This window comes from Lederbergia panacisoli (assembly GCF_024626525.1).
Lineage (GTDB): Bacteria > Bacillota > Bacilli > Bacillales > Bacillaceae_C > Lederbergia > Lederbergia panacisoli.
In genome coordinates, this window is record NZ_JANJGU010000002.1 from 502,607 (window position 1) to 517,839 (window position 15,233).

The following is a 15,233-nucleotide window of genomic DNA, read 5'->3' on the forward strand; positions in this document are numbered from 1 at the left end:
AATTAGTTTGGAAGATGGCGAAGAAAGTTCTCTCCGGCAAATCCTTTAACTTGATCTGGCGCATAATATTTCAGCAATTCATTTATTAGATTTTGGTGTTTGGATGCATTCTCAAGATCAACGATATGTGTTTCGATCCCGTCAAAATCGGATCCGATACCAATCTGCTTCACTCCCCCTAATGAACAAAAATGATCAATATGGCGAATCAAATCCGATATATATGCAGTATTATTTTGGGTTACAAAAGGAGGATGATATACAACATGAATCAGCCCGCTTTTTTTCAATAGAGCTTTTGCTTGTTCATCAGATAAGTTTCTCGGATGATCACAGATTGCTTTTGAATTTGAATGGCTTGCAAATGGAAAATCAGCGAGATCCATCACGTCCCAAAAACCTTTTTCACTTAAATGGGAAACGTCAGTAAACACCTTATTTTTATTATTAAATTTAACAATCTCTATTCCAAATGACGTTAGCCCCGCTCCTCGTCGTTCCCAAACCCCATCTGCGGCAAGATTAGCAAAATTCCATGTCAAACCGACTGAACGAACCCCCAAATGAAATAATATGCTTAGCTTATGCAAATCGTTTCCTATACAGTCTACTCCTTCTAGTGTAAGAATTGCACCAATTTCATGAGGTTGTAAATAAGCAAGATCTTCCCAGTTTTTAATATGAACGATATCAGAATTATTTTCTAAAACTTGAGAATAAAAATAATCTATTTGATCAAGAGCTGCCTGAAATTTCTCCTCGCTTTTCAATTCGGGAGGAATAAAAATGGCAAAGCATTGAACCTTTACTTGTCCTCTTTTTAAACGGACCTTATTCGCATCCAGTTCGGTAGAATCATTAAACCTTAATACTCCCTTACTCTCCCATATCTTATAAAGTACATCACAATGTAAATCAATAATATACATAGGTCCCACCTAGCTTTTCCAAATGTATTTCCTTCTTTATTCTACACGAAAGCTTTAATTCCCTTCTATTATCTCCCCTTTATTAAATGATGGTATTATATAGAATGGAGGTTGTGAGGATGAAAATTTTATTAATGATGTATTCGGTAATCTTAAATGGTTTACTTGGTTTCGTTTGGATTATTTTTGTTTCAAAACTTTTAAATTTATTTAATGCCTTTGGTAAATCTGTTTGGATGGGGATTTTTATCGGAATCGCCACATTACTTTTTTTAGATATTACAACGAGGGTTTTCGAATCTTTTGATAAGGATAAAAAACATCCCGTTAGAATTGCTGGTTATGTTTCCTTTGGTATTGTTGTAATTGTATCTATCGTAGTTATGAAATCAGGATAAAAGAAGCTACCTCAGAAAAATACTGGGGTAGCAAAATTTTTACCTTTCTTTAACATTTGAAAAAAGCCATGTTTTCATTACGTCATTTTCATAGGTAGGAACCCAGGCAAAATGTCCATTAATAGGAGTTGTTCCTGCAATAAATTCGGAATACAGGGTGTGACTGGCGTTTTCCTTTGCTGTATCTAGTAATTGTTGAGCAGCTTCATTAGCAGCATCCAGACTTAAGTTTCCGGCATATTCAGCCCTGACTGCTTTTCCTCCAGCAGCTTCTATAGCATTGACCATATTTCTTGAGCCAGTTACAGGAACAGTTGTATCATCAGCTGAATGTGTCACCCATATCGGCAGATTTACCAAATTTCCAGCCAGATTCACATCGCCTATCCCACAAACTGGAATGGCTGCTGCAAATAGCTCGGGATGGCTTTGTATGAGTGACCATGTTCCCATACCACCCATTGAAATTCCTGTAATATAAATACGATCCGGGTCAATAGGATAATTTTTTTTCAATGTTTCAATAAGATCGATTATAAGATTTAGGTTCGTCTCACTCGTCCACCAATCCCCTATAGCAGCCTGTGGTGCAACCACATAAGAAGAATTTTTTGTTTGCTGCTCAGGGTCTGCCCAGCTAATAGCACCTCTATTTGCTAACAACTGAACATCATTGCTTACTCCCCTTTCGCCCGCTCCATGAAGAAATAGAACTAATGGTTGCATTTCCCTCGTATTTGCAGGTTCGAAAAGACGATAATTTAAGAAGTTACCGTTCACATCATGAATGACCTCTTCAGAAAACTCATCTATGACTAAATTAACTTCACCTGAATTTTTGAGTACATTAGGTGTTGTAGGAACATTATTACCAATGACCGTTTTAATATCTTTTACCTGCGAAACCGTATATTCAAGGGAGAGCCTTGTATTAATGCCAGTCCTAAAATCATAAAATAAAGTCCCTGCGCTAGTGTCATTTATATCTAATTCAATAATGACGTACTTTCCACTTTTCCCTTGACTACTAAGTTCAGGAGTTGAATTGGCATAAACTTTTGTTATGTTTCTTTTTGCAGCATTTTCACCATGAAGCCCATTTACTTCATAAGTTGCAGTTGATAATGATTCATTTTCAATTTCATTCTTATACTCGATCGATATAGCAACAACCTTCTCTCCATCAGGTAGTACATCTGTAATTAAGTCAACCCTTTCAATCTGCCCAAACTTAATTTTAGGATTTTGTGAACTCGCTTCACTGCTTGTCCCTATTATGAAATTCATCATAAGTACAACAGTAAACAATCCTAATGTCTTATTAAAAATTCTCACTCTTCTCATCCCTCATTTCTTAAATTTAGGAAATCCATGTAAATGTGATTATTTAAACTTGATGTATTTTCATACTATACTTATTTTTCAGAAATTGGGATCGGTCGTTATTCCTATTTTTTGTTATCATTCGTATAACATCTTTTGCTATAAATAAGATTTAACAGTATTACACGCGCCGTTTTTTTTCAAATTACACATTGTCCTATACGTATTGTTATCTTTTTACATAAAATGCATTATGAACCTTTAAGGAGGTGCCATATATGAGTGAACACCATGGAGGAATGAATATGAATTTTGCTTTAATTGTAGTATTATTCATTCTACTCATCATCGTCGGTACGGCATTCGTTTACTAAGGTTCGAACCGGGGAGCGTCTTATGACGCTCTTTTAATTTTGTTCTCATCATTAATAATGATTTGGAAATGCTATAAAAAAAGAAAAAGGTGTGGTATAGATGGAACATTTTCCAATTATTCATACAAACTTTTGGGACGCGGTTATTGCTGTCCCACTAGTAGTCATCGTTACACAAATAATCAAGATTTCCCTTCGGGTACCACGATTTTTAGTACCAACTATTGCCACTGTTCTCGGTCTCATATTTTCTATATTCATTGCTCATAAATATAATTTTTGGGCAGCTGTTTTTATGGGTTTTTTCTATGGCAATGCTGCTGTCGGAGTGTACGCAGGGTTAAAAACTTCTATAGATGCCTATAGAAAACAAAAAAAAGAATAATGCATATCTGAGAAAAGAGTATGCATTATTCATCACTTTATATAAACTTTCTCTGCATATTTCTTCCGTCAAAACTAAAAAGCATTGGCCTACTTTCCACTACACTTTCGAGGTGAACGGGCCTTCCCCATAATTGATGAATGTACGGTAGTACTTTTTCCAAGTATTTCAAATCAAGCTCGATTCCTTCATACGAATGTTTTAAATAAAGTTCACCGTTTTTCATATAATCTCCCTCATTCACTGTTAAATAGGGAAAGCCACCATTTACCCTCATATTTACAAGCTGATCACGAATTTCGGTCCATTCTTTGTCGATAATCTTATAATCCCTGCCTTGCTTTTGAAAAAGATACATATCTTCTCTTAACACAAGTTCTTTTGAAAGGTAATTGCGCAGAAAAGAGATATCTGACTCAATTTCCCTTACTTCAAATATTTTTTCCCGTCCTGAATTTGGCTCTACTCCCTCCTTTTTTAATTCTTCATCGGGATTATTCCATCTCTCTTCTATATCTTCAAATATTTTAAGACCTAAATAATATGGATTAATATTTGTTCTGGATGGTTGAACAACTCCAGCATTTAGTTTAGCAAATTCAATTGATTCATCGCTAGATAACTCCATTTCCCGCAATATCCGCTGATGCCAATATGATGCCCAGCCTTCATTCATTATTTTCGTTTCCAATTGAGGCCAGAAATAAAGCATTTCCTCACGAATCATAGTCATAATATCTCTTTGCCAGTCTGTTAGTTCACGACTATACTGTTCAATAAAAAGCATAATATCCTTTTCAGGCTTTGGCGGAAACTGTTTTTTAATTTTTTTACGTTTTCTTTTCTTTTCTTTTCTTTCATCCAAGGACCATAAATCATCAAATTCACTTATCGGAGTGATTTCCTCTTCCCATTCATCTTCATCATCAAAAGACCAATCCAATGCTGGCCTTAACAATGAAGGATCAATATGCTCCTCAATTGCCAGTACTGCATCTAAAAAACTTTCCACTTCATGTTTTCCATATTCTATCTCGTATTGCCTTACACGTTCGGCTGTTGCCGCCATGCTTTCCACCATATCCCTCTTCGTATTTCGGAAACGCACATTATTTTTGAAAAAATCGCAGTGTGCAAGAACATGTGCAACAATCAGTTTATTTTGAATTAGGGAATTGGAATCAAGTAGAAAAGCATAACAAGGATTGGAATTTATGACGAGTTCATAAATTTTACTAAGTCCGAAATCATAATGGAGCTTCATTTTGAAAAATTGCTTTCCAAAGCTCCAGTGTGAAAAACGGGTTGGCATTCCATAAGCTCCGAAAGTGTAAATGATGTCTGCAGGACATATTTCATAACGCATTGGAAAAAAGTCCAGACCCATTCCGCTTGCAATTTCGGTAATTTCACTTATGGCATATTCTAATGCTTTCGAATCGGAATTCATTTTCACTACCCCCTTTTATCCACAATGTATGTAAAAAAACCAATCAAAATGTCAACATTTACACCGTAAACATCCTTCCTTAAAGCAAATAATAAAATTAACTCCAAAAGGGAGGGTTAAATAAATGGACACACTAGACTATGATCGTGCCTTATATTATACGCATCGGTCGGAATGGGATAATTTAATTGTGCTTATGGTCAGAACAAAGGACCATATGCTTTCAAAAAGGATTGAGCGTTTTTTACACTCATACCAATTTTCAAGGGATTATACGGTAATTGAACGTAACTTATACTCGTTGCTGCGCTACCTTGATCATGCAAATCATGCAACAGCAGCTTTTCATACTCCACAAGAAAATCCAGTACTTTCGATATAAAACAAGCAAAAAACTCGGTATCCGAAATCGGATGCCGAGTTACATTTTTGCTGTTATATTTGACGAGACTTTTACAAACATAAGTAATTCTTGAACCATATCATCTACTAATTTTGCTGATTCTTCCCATAGAGTACCGTCATCATAATTAAAGCATTCGGGATCAAGCACAATTTGCTTAGGTATGACATTTGCGTAAAAACCACGCATTACCGTCCGCATATTGTTTAAACAATTGATACCGCCTTTCCCTCCGCCTGCTGTCGCCACCAATGCCACTGGTTTATATTCAAGTTCTTCGCTTGTAAGGAAGTCTAACGTATTTTTCAACGCACCCGTCATTCCTCCGTGATATTCAGGAGAGATCAATATGATTCCTGTGGATAAACGGACCTTTTCTTTGAAGTTTATCACAGCTGGCAGCTGCCACTGCTCTTCTTCTCCTGTTAATAAAGGAAGATTCACTTTACCGATATCTATATAATCAAGTTTATATTGTCCCGCAATATAACGAGTTATAATCTCCGTTCTTCCGCCTTTTGGCATTCCTCCATTAATTACTAAAATACGATCCATTTCTTTCGCCCCTTCATATCTGGCTGCTTCATTGCTCAACAAAGCCGTTTTTCACTGCAAACAGCGCAGCCTGAGTCCGATCTGCCACTTGTAACTTCATAAATATATTTGACACATGTGTCTTCACTGTTTTTTCTGTAATTTTTAACTGTGCTCCAATTTCTTTATTGCTTTTTCCCTTTGCAATCTCAGTCAGTACTTCTTTTTCCCTTTGGGTTAATGCAGCAAGCCGATCATTGGCAGGATTTTTTCTGTTCATTCGTGTCATTAGCATATTGGTTGCTTTAGGATGAAGTGTATTTTCTCCTTTAGCCAACTTCCTAATAGCCGATGCAAGTTCATCAGGCTCAATATCCTTAAGTTGGTATCCAGAAGCCCCTGCTTCAATGGCAGGAATAACATGATCTTGGTCTGCAAAGCTTGTTAAAATCATAATTTCAATATCTGGGCAAGTTTCTTTTATTTTTCCAGTTGCTTCTATTCCGTCCATAATAGGCATAACAAGATCCATTAATACGATATCTGGATGCAATTGAATGGCTAGTTCAACTGCTTCTTTCCCATTTTTTGCTTCTCCAACTATTCGGATATCTTTTTGAGTTTGTAAGAAAAAAACAAGCCCCCGCCTAACGACATGGTGGTCATCCGCAATCAACACATGAACCGTCATTCTTTTTCTCCCCCTAATACGGTAATGCCACATCAATTGTTGTCCCGATTCCGAGTTCACTCCTTAATTTAAACCGTCCATTAAGGGCTTCCACACGTTCCCTCATACTTTCAATCCCAAAAGAAGGAAGTACCTTGTCTCTTTCATACATAAATCCGCAACCGGAATCACTGATCGTAAGTTTGACTTCGCATTTCGTTACTTTTATTGATACATAAACGTCATTTTGACCAGAATGTCGTTTAGAATTATTCAAGGCCTCCTGGCTTATCCTCCATAGAGCCTCCTCCACAAGGGACGGCAAGGCCAGTAATCCAGATAGCTTCGTATGAATATGAAGTCCTAACATTTCTCCGTATCCTTTAATCGCTTGGATAAGACCTTTTTCCAAGCCACTTGGCCGAAGCTGCCATATTAATGCCCTCATTTCTGTCAACGCTTCTTGGGCAAGTTCCTGTATATGTTGAAATGTAAGTTTCGTCTCTGGATCCTCCGTCATCTCGCCCCCGCCTCTTGCCGTTAACGTAAGTGAAAATAATAACTGATTAACGGAGTCATGTAAATCTCGGGCAAGTCGATTTCTCTCCTCTATAAGGGCTACTTCTTGCGCTTTCTTTGTTAATCTAACCCTCTTTATGGCAGAACCAATTTGCAAAGCGATTGATTCCAATAATGCAAGCTCGTCACGACTGAATTCCTTTTTTTCGGGAGCTGCAACATTTAGCAATCCGAATACTTCGCTGCCTGATGTTAGTGGGATGGTTGCATGGAAGGCAATCCCTTCCGTTTCATCCTTATTAATTTTAGCAGCCTTCTCAAGTCGTCTGCATTCTATAATGTTTGATGCCCTTGTCAAGCTCCCATTATGAAATCCTTCAATGCACCAACAACTCCCTCGTTTCAAAGCTCGGCAATTATTTTTAGAAAGTGCAAGAGGTAAATGTTCTGCTGCTGCAACAGTATGACGACCATCAGGGCCAATTAAAAATATCCAACCGGTTGTAACTCCCGTAACTTGTAAAAGCTTCTTTAAAACATCTGATAATAAAGGAGAAATTTCGGTTCCCTCATTTAATAATTCTGCAATTTCCTTTAGTACTCGTAAATTGGAGTTCTTTTCATATTTTTCACGCTGCATCCAAAATCCCTCCAGCTGCTCTCTATATAGTATACAAAAAATACGCATTAGACTTTATTCTCATTATGGAGTAATTTCCTCTACAACTTTAGCCTGAAAAATTTAATATCTTTGTGACATTCATAGGAAAATTTTACATTTTTCATTCCCTCGGATTATAATTATTATAGTACAAGTTTCAGTGAGGTTGAGAAAAATGAATAATATAAACGATCGTAGAGATGCTTTAATGTTTTTTGCCTTTACCGTTTCGGTTATTGCAGTATTAGGGAGTCTGTATTTTTCGGAAGTTCGTAAGTATATGCCATGTGAGCTATGTTGGTATATACGAATAATTATGTATCCTATCGCCCTCATCCTTGGAATTGCAACTGTAAGGAAGGACTATAAAGCAGCCATGTATTCTGCTGCCTTTTCTGGAATCGGAATACCTGTTTCACTGTATCTCTACTTGATTCAGAAGATACCATCATTCGCTGGTTCAGTACCTGCTTGCGGAATCATCCCATGTACAACCCAATATATTAATTGGCTTGGATTTATTACAATTCCTTTTCTGGCGTTGATGGCTTTTATCTTGATCTTTATTTCGAGTATGTTTGTGATGAAGCGAACAAGGAGGAGGATTATATGAAGAAAATTATTATTTTTTTAGTTGTCATCATCGGATTATTTGTAGCTATTTCAGTCGTAACAAAAATGCAGCAAAGTGAAAAAGCTGAAGGTAATCGTTATAATAAAGCAAATCTTCACCCCTTGACGATAGATCAGCTTGACAATCCGCTTTATCAAAATATTATTTTACCCGATGAGCTTAATCAGAAGCTTGAAAAAGGAGAAGATGCGGTAGTTTATTTTTATAGTCCTGAATGCTCCTACTGCATGCAGACTACTCCAATTCTTAACCCTGTCGCTGACAAAATGAATATTTCTCTACTGCAATATAATCTTTTGGAGTTTAAGGAAGGTTATAATCAATACCAAATTGAATATACACCTACACTCGTTTACTTTAAAGGCGGCAAAGAAGAAGCAAGGATCGTCGGTTTGAACGCTGCAGAGGATTTTGAAGATTTTTTCCAAAATAATATTCAGTAAGTCCATCAAAAAAGGCTGTCTAATTTTATTTTAGACAGCACTTTGTTTTTTTAAATCAATAATTGATTTGTTGGGTTTGAATACATACTAAAGATAATATTAGTATTCCCTTCATTTTGGGAAGAAAAATTTTTGTATGAAAAAGGAAAAAATAGTCCTAATTCCTTTAAGATTTCAACATTTTTATCAAATAACAGTGTATGTTTAGAATCGTATTGCCCTTCTAAAATTAGGATAATGACTTGAATACTGCATATGGCGCGAAAAGCTCCATCTAACGTATAAAGCGAATCATCCTTTTGTACAGGCAAACGTAAAGTGTTTAAGTTTAAAAACTCTGCAATTTCACAATCATTAAAATATCGCGGGAAAATGGAAGTATAGAAGTAATGAATAAGTTCATCCAGTTTTTCTTCCTGTTCTTCCGTTGCTGCGACCACTACCTTCATTTCTTGACCCTACCTTTTACAATTCTTTATTTTCTATTAGAATAACATACATTCAGGGGTTATAAGATTGGGAAAATCATGAAACTATTTTTCAAGGAGTAAAAGAATGAATATATTAATTCAAAAACAATGGGCAGGAATGAATATAGAGGAATTATTTCGTAATATATGGGAGTTCCCTAAAAAAGTCATCCATGAGCTAAGAATGGACAAGGCAGTCACGATAAATGGGCAAGAACTAAATTGGAAAACCCCTTTAAAACATGGGGATGAAATTGTTATCACTTTACGGGAAACCTTGGATTTGGACTTTCCAACATCTCTTCCATTGGAAATCCTTTACGAAGACGACTATTTATTGGCAGTAAACAAACCAGAAGGAATGGCAACACATCCGAACGAGAATGAAAGGAATTCCCTTGTAAATGCTGTTGCTTTTTATTTGAAAAGCATTGGTGCTGCACCGAAGGCACGCCATATCCATCGCCTTGATAAAGATACAACTGGTGTCGTTCTGTTTGCAAAAAATGCTTTAAGTAAAGTGGTACTAGATAGAATGCTTAATGATAGGAAAATTAAACGCACTTATTGGGCGCTGGCTGATGGTATTATCAAAAACAAAAAAGGTGAGATTGCAGTCCCAATAGGAAGAGATCGCCATCATCCAACAAGACGAAGGGTTTCCAAGACAGGGCAATATGCGATAACCCATTATAACGTATTAGAAACCTTTTTTAAGGAGAACTTATCACTAATCGAATGTTCTTTGGATACGGGTAGAACACATCAAATTAGGGTACATCTATCTTATATAGGACATCCTCTTAGTGGTGATAAACTGTATGGCGGGAGCTCTAACTTTCAAAGACAGGCGCTTCACGCTCGTAAATTGGAGTTCATACATCCATTTACCTTAGTTAAAATCCAAATTATAGCGCCTTTTTTAGACAATCCTCCAATATTTGAAAAGTATCTATAAGAAGAGTTTTCCATTTAAATCGACAAAAACTTTTAACTTTAGACGTTTTGCGATAAAATAATAAAGGTTATTATAATGCCATCCGGGAGGGCTAAAAATGGTTTTTAAAAGAAAAAAAGATAAATTTGCAGTATTACTTGAAAAAATAGCTGCCAACTTAAAAGAAAGCTCAATCTACTTTGCCGATTTTAAGCTAAATAGTAAAGAAGATACGAAAACTTTCGCAGCAAAAATGAAGGAATATGAAACAATCGGAGATACATATGTCCATGAAATTATAAAGGAATTAAATAATTCTTTTATAACTCCTATTGAACGTGAAGATTTATTAACACTATCAATGATTATGGACGATGTCCTTGATGGCATGGAAAATTGTGCTGCTTTATTCGAAATGTATTCCATTGTGCATGCCGACGAATATATGTATAAATTTGTGGATGCTATAAAAAAATGCGTAGATGAAATTGAAATTAGCATCGGTTTAATTTTCAGTAAAAAACTACCAGACGTACGTCCACATGCCATTAAAATTAAAGATTATGAATCCAAATGCGATGATGTGTTAAGAGAATGTATTAAACATCTTTTCACGGTAGAAACAGATCCGATTCGTTTAATAAAATATAAAGAGATCTATGAAAACCTTGAAAAAACAACGGACAGCTGCCAAGGTGTTGCCAACACCCTTGAAAGTATCGTCATGAAAAATGCTTAAGGGAGTCCTATAAAATGGGAATAGATCCAGTACTTATCATTACAATTATTATAGTTTTCGCAGCCCTTGCATTTGATTTCATTAATGGCTTCCATGATACTGCAAATGCCATAGCAACCGCTGTGTCTACGAAAGCCTTGAAACCGCGCCATGCAATTATTTTAGCTGCCACGATGAACTTTATTGGTGCTTTGACCTTTACTGGCGTAGCACAAACGATCACGAAAGACATTGTCGATCCGTTTACTTTAACTAATGGTACTACCGTAATTTTAGCAGCATTAATTTCCGCTATTGCTTGGAATTTAATTACATGGTATTACGGAATTCCAAGTAGTTCTTCCCATGCGTTAATCGGATCTATTGCAGGATCTGCGATTGCCGCAGCTGGTTTTGGCACAATAAAATACGCAGGATTTTTAAAAATCCTTCAAGCTCTCATTTTTTCGCCGCTCATTGCTTTTGCCATAGGTTTTATTATCTATACAATATTTAAATTGGAATTTAAAAATTTAAGTTTAACGAAAACAAATAAAGGTTTTCGCTATATTCAAATCGCTACTGCTGCCTTGCAATCATATACGCACGGTACGAATGATGCCCAAAAAGCTATGGGAATTATTACAATGGCCCTAATCGCAAGTAATTATCATACGACTACCGACATACCCTTCTGGGTCCAATTTTCCTGTGCTACCGCTATGGGGCTCGGTACATCCGTTGGTGGTTGGAAAATTATTAAAACAGTCGGCGGAAAAATCATGAAAATTCGTCCAGTCAATGGGGTTGCAGCTGATTTAAGCTCTGCGTTAATTATTTTTAGTGCAACATACATTCATTTACCTGTTAGTACGACTCATGTTATCACTTCATCCATTTTAGGTGTTGGTTCCGCTCATAGAATTCGTGGTGTTAAATGGGATACTGCACAAAGAATGATCATCACTTGGTTCATAACATTGCCAATAACTGGATTGTTAGCAGCAGTCATCTACTATATATTAAATTTAATTATGTGAATAAATGAAGCCTTCCCTATTGTGGAGGTTTTTTATATTGTATTTTTATCGTGAAAAGTAAATAATGAAATTAAGGAAAGGAGGAAAGACAATGTCTGCGCTCATTTTATTTGATGGCGAATGTAATTTTTGCAGTTCAAGCGTGCAGTTTATAATAAAGCGAGATTTTGAAGGGTATTTTCATTATGCTTCATTACAAAGCGAGTACGGGCAATCATTGTTGAAAAAATATAAAATCCCTGCTGATACAGATAGCTTGGTTTTGCTTGAAAATGAAGAAGCATATATCAAAACGACTGCGGCACTGCGTATTTGTAAAAAATTGAATTCCCACGTGAAATGGCTTTATCTTTTTATTGTGATTCCATCACCTATACGCGATTTATTCTATAATGTCTTTGCACGTTATCGATATAAATGGTTTGGAAAAAATGAAAGCTGTATGTTGCCTTCTCCTGAAATTCGAAAGCGATTTTTTTCATAGCAGGAAAGCATTTCATTAATTTATGGGAATGCTTTTTATTTTTTTCTTAGGGAATAATAATATTACTTGCATATTAACGTAAAAACGAATATTATACATAATGTATTAATAATTGTTCGCTTTTGGAGGTACATTTATGTTTAAACTTAAGGAAAATAATACGAATGTAAAAACAGAATTGATTGCCGGACTGACAACTTTTTTAACAATGGCTTATATTATTGTTGTCAATCCAATCATTCTTAAAGACGCAGGGGTACCATTTGAACAAGTTTTTTCAGCAACAATCATTGCAACAGTCATCGGTACATTATGGATGGCACTTGCTGCGAATTATCCGATTGCTATTGCACCTGGAATGGGGTTAAACGCATATTTTGCTTATTCCGTCGTTGGTACTCATGATATTAGTTATCAAACCGCGTTTGCCGCTGTATTTATTGCTGGTATTATATTTATTATTTTATCTCTAACACCTTTTCGTAAAATACTGATAGAAGCGATCCCTGAGAATCTTAAGCACGGGATTACAGCCGGAATTGGTTTGTTTATAGCCTTTATTGGGATGCGTATGAGCGGAATGATTGTTTCCCATCCATCAAATCTTGTTGCGTTGGGCGACCTTCATTCTTCTGGTGTGATTTTGACCCTTATAGGGCTTGCAGTCACATTAATTCTTATGGCTTTAAGGGTACATGGCGCATTGTTTTTGGGAATGATTGTGACAGGAATAATCGCTTATTTCACAGGTCAGCTCTCTTTCATAGATGGGTTAGTTCAAAAACCTTCACTTCCTGAAGGATTAATGGTGGCAAACCCTGTTTCAGCGTTAGTAGATGTTGTTCAGCATAGTTTATATGCGGTTGTGTTTTCATTTTTACTTGTAACGATTTTCGATACAACTGGTACAATGATCGGTGTTGCAGAGCAAGCGGGATTAATGAAAAGTGGTTCAATGCCGCGTGTACGCCAAGCTTTATTAGCAGATTCAGTCGCCACTACAGTTGGATCCATGTTCGGGACAAGTCCGACTAGCGCTTACGTTGAATCAACTGCAGGGGTAGCAGCAGGTGGAAGAACTGGACTCACAACTGTTACCGTTTCAATCCTGTTTATCATCGCAGCCTTTTTCGGTCCGCTTGTGAGTGCTGTATCAGGAATTGCCGCAATTACATCTCCCGCACTAATTATTGTGGGAAGCTTGATGATGGGGGCAATTGCCCAGATTAAATGGGATGAACTAGATGAAGCGTTTCCCGCATTTTTAATTATTTTGAGTATGCCATTAACATCCAGTATTGCAACTGGGATTGCTTTAGGGTTTATCTCATATCCAATATTAAAAGTTGTGACAGGTAAATGGAAAGTCGTTCATCCGCTCGTATATGTTTTTGCCGTATTATTCCTTTACCAACTAGTGTTCTTGCCACATTAACTCAATTTTAATGTTCTTTCTAATCGGACAGTAGCATTGTTAATCAGCGCTCTGTCCTTTTTTATATTTCGGTAATCGTTGAAAGAGAATTTAGCCGGAAACATCACTTTTTCTGGTTTCGCGTTGCGATTGGGCTTGAATCGCAACGGTAACACTGGCTTTTTCGGATTTGCGTTGCGATTGGGCTTGAATCGCAACGGTTACATTGGCTTTTTCGGGTTTGCGTTGCGATTGGGCATGAATCGCAACGGTTACATTGGCTTTTCCGGGTTTGCGTTGCGATTGGACATGAATCGCAACGCTAACCTGGCTTTTCCGGGTTTGCGTTGCGATTGGACATGGATCGCAACGGTTACATTGGCTTTTTCGGATTTGCGTTGCGATTGGGCTTGAATCGCAACGGTAACACTGGCTTTTTCGGTTTTGCGTTGTGATTGGGCATGAATCGCAACAGTTACATTGGCTTTTCCGGTTTTGCGTTGCGATTGGGCTTGAATCGCAACGGTAACAATGACCTCTTCGGTTTTGCGTTGCGATTGGGCTTGAATCGCAACGGTTACATTGGCTTTTCCGGTTTTGCGTTGCGATTGGACATGGATCGCAACGGTAACACTGGCTTTCCCGGATTTGCGTTGCGATTGGGCATGAATCGCAACAGTTACATTGGCTTTTCCGGGTTTGCGTTGCGATTGGGCTTGAATCGCAACGGTAACATTGGCTTTCCCGGATTTGCGTTGCGATTGGGCTTGAATCGCAACGGTAACAATGACCTCTTCGGTTTTGCGTTGCGATTGGGCTTGAATCGCAACGGTTACATTGGCTTTTCCGGTTTTGCGTTGCGATTGGACATGGATCGCAACGGTAACACTGGCTTTCCCAGATTTGCGTTGCGATTGGGCTTGAATCGCAACGATAACACTGACCTTTTCGGTTTTGCGTTGTGATTGGGCTTGAATCGCAACGGTAACAATGACCTCTTCGGTTTTGCGTTGCGATTGGGCTTGAATCGCAACGGTAACACTGACCTTTTCGGTTTTGCGTTGCGATTGGGCATGAATCGCAACGATAACACTGACCTTTTCGGTTTTGCGTTGTGATTGGGCATGAATCGCAACAGTATCACTGGCTTTCCCGGATTTGCGTTGCGATTGGGCTTGAATCGCAACGATAACACTGACCTTTTCGGTTTTGCGTTGCGATTGGGCATGAATCGCAACGGTTACATTGGCTTTTTCGGTTTTGCGTTGTGATTGGGCATGAATCGCAACAGTTACATTGGCTTTTCCGGTTTTGCGTTGCGATTGGGCTTGAATCGCAACGGTAACATTGGCTTTTCCGGATTCGTTTCCGAACGGCATAAATAAAGAAGGTTTACATACAAAAGATTGTTAAAAAATTAGAGGTACAGTTTGTCTACTAGAAGTGA

The 15,233-nt window shown here is 37.3% G+C and carries 19 protein-coding genes; 11 read left to right on the plus strand and 8 right to left on the minus strand.

Going from position 1 to position 15,233, the window contains the following annotated elements:
- Positions 1–2: 2 nt before the first annotated feature.
- On the minus strand, positions 3–929 hold the full coding sequence (locus NQ185_RS05430; RefSeq protein WP_257580559.1) for a dipeptidase: 927 nt from the start codon (positions 927–929) through the stop codon (positions 3–5).
- A gap of 119 nt (positions 930–1,048) precedes the next feature.
- Here NQ185_RS05430 and NQ185_RS05435 point away from each other — a divergent pair, with 119 nt between their 5' ends.
- Positions 1,049–1,327 carry a hypothetical protein gene (locus tag NQ185_RS05435; RefSeq protein WP_257580560.1) on the plus strand — a complete coding sequence of 93 codons (279 nt, stop codon included), beginning with the start codon at positions 1,049–1,051 and terminating at the stop codon, positions 1,325–1,327.
- A 39-nt stretch (positions 1,328–1,366) separates the two neighbouring features.
- Here NQ185_RS05435 and NQ185_RS05440 read toward each other — a convergent pair whose 3' ends face one another.
- On the minus strand, positions 1,367–2,662 hold the full coding sequence (locus tag NQ185_RS05440; RefSeq protein ID WP_257580561.1) for a prolyl oligopeptidase family serine peptidase: 1,296 nt from the start codon (positions 2,660–2,662) through the stop codon (positions 1,367–1,369).
- Between the two features lie 266 nt (positions 2,663–2,928).
- On the opposite strand from NQ185_RS05440, the gene NQ185_RS05445 reads away from it, so the two are divergent.
- Together NQ185_RS05445 and NQ185_RS05450 are read left to right on the plus strand one after the other, a co-directional pair.
- A complete protein-coding gene (locus NQ185_RS05445) occupies positions 2,929–3,024 on the plus strand; it encodes a YjcZ family sporulation protein (protein WP_257580563.1) in 96 nt (31 codons plus the stop codon).
- 100 nt (positions 3,025–3,124) lie between these two features.
- Positions 3,125–3,409 (plus strand): hypothetical protein, encoded by a 285-nt coding sequence (locus NQ185_RS05450; protein WP_257580564.1) that lies wholly within the window; start codon positions 3,125–3,127, stop codon positions 3,407–3,409.
- A 37-nt stretch (positions 3,410–3,446) separates the two neighbouring features.
- Here the strand turns inward: NQ185_RS05450 and NQ185_RS05455 are convergent, their stop codons facing one another.
- The gene (locus NQ185_RS05455) at positions 3,447–4,859 is read right to left on the minus strand and encodes a SpoVR family protein (protein WP_257580565.1); all 1,413 of its coding nucleotides are present in this window, start codon (positions 4,857–4,859) and stop codon (positions 3,447–3,449) included.
- 124 nt (positions 4,860–4,983) lie between these two features.
- Here NQ185_RS05455 and NQ185_RS05460 point away from each other — a divergent pair, with 124 nt between their 5' ends.
- A complete protein-coding gene (locus NQ185_RS05460) occupies positions 4,984–5,241 on the plus strand; it encodes a YhdB family protein (RefSeq protein WP_257580566.1) in 258 nt (85 codons plus the stop codon).
- A 39-nt stretch (positions 5,242–5,280) separates the two neighbouring features.
- On the opposite strand, the gene NQ185_RS05465 is transcribed toward NQ185_RS05460, so the two are convergent.
- Genes NQ185_RS05465 through NQ185_RS05475 form a run of 3 tightly spaced genes read right to left on the minus strand, consistent with a single transcriptional unit; the run spans position 5,281 to position 7,625 of the window.
- Complete coding sequence (locus NQ185_RS05465; protein WP_257580567.1) at positions 5,281–5,817, minus strand: NADPH-dependent FMN reductase; 537 nt, start codon at positions 5,815–5,817, stop codon at positions 5,281–5,283.
- Positions 5,818–5,845: 28 nt separating this feature from the next.
- Positions 5,846–6,487: a response regulator gene (locus NQ185_RS05470; protein WP_257580568.1), complete on the minus strand. Its 642-nt coding sequence runs from the start codon at positions 6,485–6,487 to the stop codon at positions 5,846–5,848.
- 13 nt (positions 6,488–6,500) lie between these two features.
- Positions 6,501–7,625 carry a GAF domain-containing sensor histidine kinase gene (locus NQ185_RS05475; RefSeq protein ID WP_257580569.1) on the minus strand — a complete coding sequence of 375 codons (1,125 nt, stop codon included), beginning with the start codon at positions 7,623–7,625 and terminating at the stop codon, positions 6,501–6,503.
- Positions 7,626–7,821: 196 nt separating this feature from the next.
- On the opposite strand from NQ185_RS05475, the gene NQ185_RS05480 reads away from it, so the two are divergent.
- Together NQ185_RS05480 and NQ185_RS05485 are read left to right on the plus strand one after the other, a co-directional pair.
- Entirely contained in the window at positions 7,822–8,259 is a 438-nt protein-coding gene (locus NQ185_RS05480; RefSeq protein WP_257580570.1) for a disulfide oxidoreductase, read from the plus strand.
- Positions 8,256–8,723, plus strand: coding sequence for a thioredoxin family protein (locus tag NQ185_RS05485; RefSeq protein WP_257580571.1), 468 nt, complete (start codon positions 8,256–8,258; stop codon positions 8,721–8,723). Before NQ185_RS05480 ends, NQ185_RS05485 begins: the two co-directional genes overlap by 4 nt.
- Before the next feature lie 50 nt (positions 8,724–8,773).
- On the opposite strand, the gene NQ185_RS05490 is transcribed toward NQ185_RS05485, so the two are convergent.
- Positions 8,774–9,172 (minus strand): DUF5365 family protein, encoded by a 399-nt coding sequence (locus NQ185_RS05490; RefSeq protein WP_257580572.1) that lies wholly within the window; start codon positions 9,170–9,172, stop codon positions 8,774–8,776.
- A gap of 106 nt (positions 9,173–9,278) precedes the next feature.
- Here NQ185_RS05490 and NQ185_RS05495 point away from each other — a divergent pair, with 106 nt between their 5' ends.
- From NQ185_RS05495 to NQ185_RS05515, 5 genes are all read left to right on the plus strand, one after another.
- Positions 9,279–10,151 (plus strand): RluA family pseudouridine synthase, encoded by an 873-nt coding sequence (locus NQ185_RS05495; protein WP_257580573.1) that lies wholly within the window; start codon positions 9,279–9,281, stop codon positions 10,149–10,151.
- A gap of 97 nt (positions 10,152–10,248) precedes the next feature.
- Positions 10,249–10,869: a DUF47 domain-containing protein gene (locus NQ185_RS05500; protein ID WP_257580574.1), complete on the plus strand. Its 621-nt coding sequence runs from the start codon at positions 10,249–10,251 to the stop codon at positions 10,867–10,869.
- Between the two features lie 20 nt (positions 10,870–10,889).
- Positions 10,890–11,888, plus strand: a complete 999-nt coding sequence (locus tag NQ185_RS05505) for an inorganic phosphate transporter (protein ID WP_257580622.1) — start codon at positions 10,890–10,892, stop codon at positions 11,886–11,888.
- Between the two features lie 91 nt (positions 11,889–11,979).
- Entirely contained in the window at positions 11,980–12,372 is a 393-nt protein-coding gene (locus NQ185_RS05510; RefSeq protein WP_257580575.1) for a thiol-disulfide oxidoreductase DCC family protein, read from the plus strand.
- A 136-nt stretch (positions 12,373–12,508) separates the two neighbouring features.
- Positions 12,509–13,807, plus strand: a complete 1,299-nt coding sequence (locus NQ185_RS05515; RefSeq protein WP_257580576.1) for an NCS2 family permease — start codon at positions 12,509–12,511, stop codon at positions 13,805–13,807.
- A 251-nt stretch (positions 13,808–14,058) separates the two neighbouring features.
- Here the strand turns inward: NQ185_RS05515 and NQ185_RS05520 are convergent, their stop codons facing one another.
- The gene (locus tag NQ185_RS05520) at positions 14,059–15,165 is read right to left on the minus strand and encodes a hypothetical protein (RefSeq protein ID WP_257580577.1); all 1,107 of its coding nucleotides are present in this window, start codon (positions 15,163–15,165) and stop codon (positions 14,059–14,061) included.
- Positions 15,166–15,233 lie beyond the last annotated feature (68 nt).

Excerpts from the sequence above, each read along its gene's own strand:
- NQ185_RS05430 (WP_257580559.1), bottom strand. The coding sequence starts at position 929 with ATGTATATTATTGATTTACATTGTGATGTACTTTATAAGATATGGGAG.
- NQ185_RS05435 (WP_257580560.1), top strand. The coding sequence starts at position 1,049 with ATGAAAATTTTATTAATGATGTATTCGGTAATCTTAAATGGTTTACTT.
- NQ185_RS05445 (WP_257580563.1), top strand. The coding sequence starts at position 2,929 with ATGAGTGAACACCATGGAGGAATGAATATGAATTTTGCTTTAATTGTA.
- NQ185_RS05450 (WP_257580564.1), top strand. The coding sequence starts at position 3,125 with ATGGAACATTTTCCAATTATTCATACAAACTTTTGGGACGCGGTTATT.
- NQ185_RS05455 (WP_257580565.1), bottom strand. The coding sequence starts at position 4,859 with ATGAATTCCGATTCGAAAGCATTAGAATATGCCATAAGTGAAATTACC.
- NQ185_RS05460 (WP_257580566.1), top strand. The coding sequence starts at position 4,984 with ATGGACACACTAGACTATGATCGTGCCTTATATTATACGCATCGGTCG.
- NQ185_RS05465 (WP_257580567.1), bottom strand. The coding sequence starts at position 5,817 with ATGGATCGTATTTTAGTAATTAATGGAGGAATGCCAAAAGGCGGAAGA.
- NQ185_RS05470 (WP_257580568.1), bottom strand. The coding sequence starts at position 6,487 with ATGACGGTTCATGTGTTGATTGCGGATGACCACCATGTCGTTAGGCGG.
- NQ185_RS05475 (WP_257580569.1), bottom strand. The coding sequence starts at position 7,625 with ATGCAGCGTGAAAAATATGAAAAGAACTCCAATTTACGAGTACTAAAG.
- NQ185_RS05480 (WP_257580570.1), top strand. The coding sequence starts at position 7,822 with ATGAATAATATAAACGATCGTAGAGATGCTTTAATGTTTTTTGCCTTT.
- NQ185_RS05485 (WP_257580571.1), top strand. The coding sequence starts at position 8,256 with ATGAAGAAAATTATTATTTTTTTAGTTGTCATCATCGGATTATTTGTA.
- NQ185_RS05490 (WP_257580572.1), bottom strand. The coding sequence starts at position 9,172 with ATGAAGGTAGTGGTCGCAGCAACGGAAGAACAGGAAGAAAAACTGGAT.
- NQ185_RS05495 (WP_257580573.1), top strand. The coding sequence starts at position 9,279 with ATGAATATATTAATTCAAAAACAATGGGCAGGAATGAATATAGAGGAA.
- NQ185_RS05500 (WP_257580574.1), top strand. The coding sequence starts at position 10,249 with ATGGTTTTTAAAAGAAAAAAAGATAAATTTGCAGTATTACTTGAAAAA.
- NQ185_RS05510 (WP_257580575.1), top strand. The coding sequence starts at position 11,980 with ATGTCTGCGCTCATTTTATTTGATGGCGAATGTAATTTTTGCAGTTCA.
- NQ185_RS05515 (WP_257580576.1), top strand. The coding sequence starts at position 12,509 with ATGTTTAAACTTAAGGAAAATAATACGAATGTAAAAACAGAATTGATT.
- NQ185_RS05520 (WP_257580577.1), bottom strand. The coding sequence starts at position 15,165 with ATGCCGTTCGGAAACGAATCCGGAAAAGCCAATGTTACCGTTGCGATT.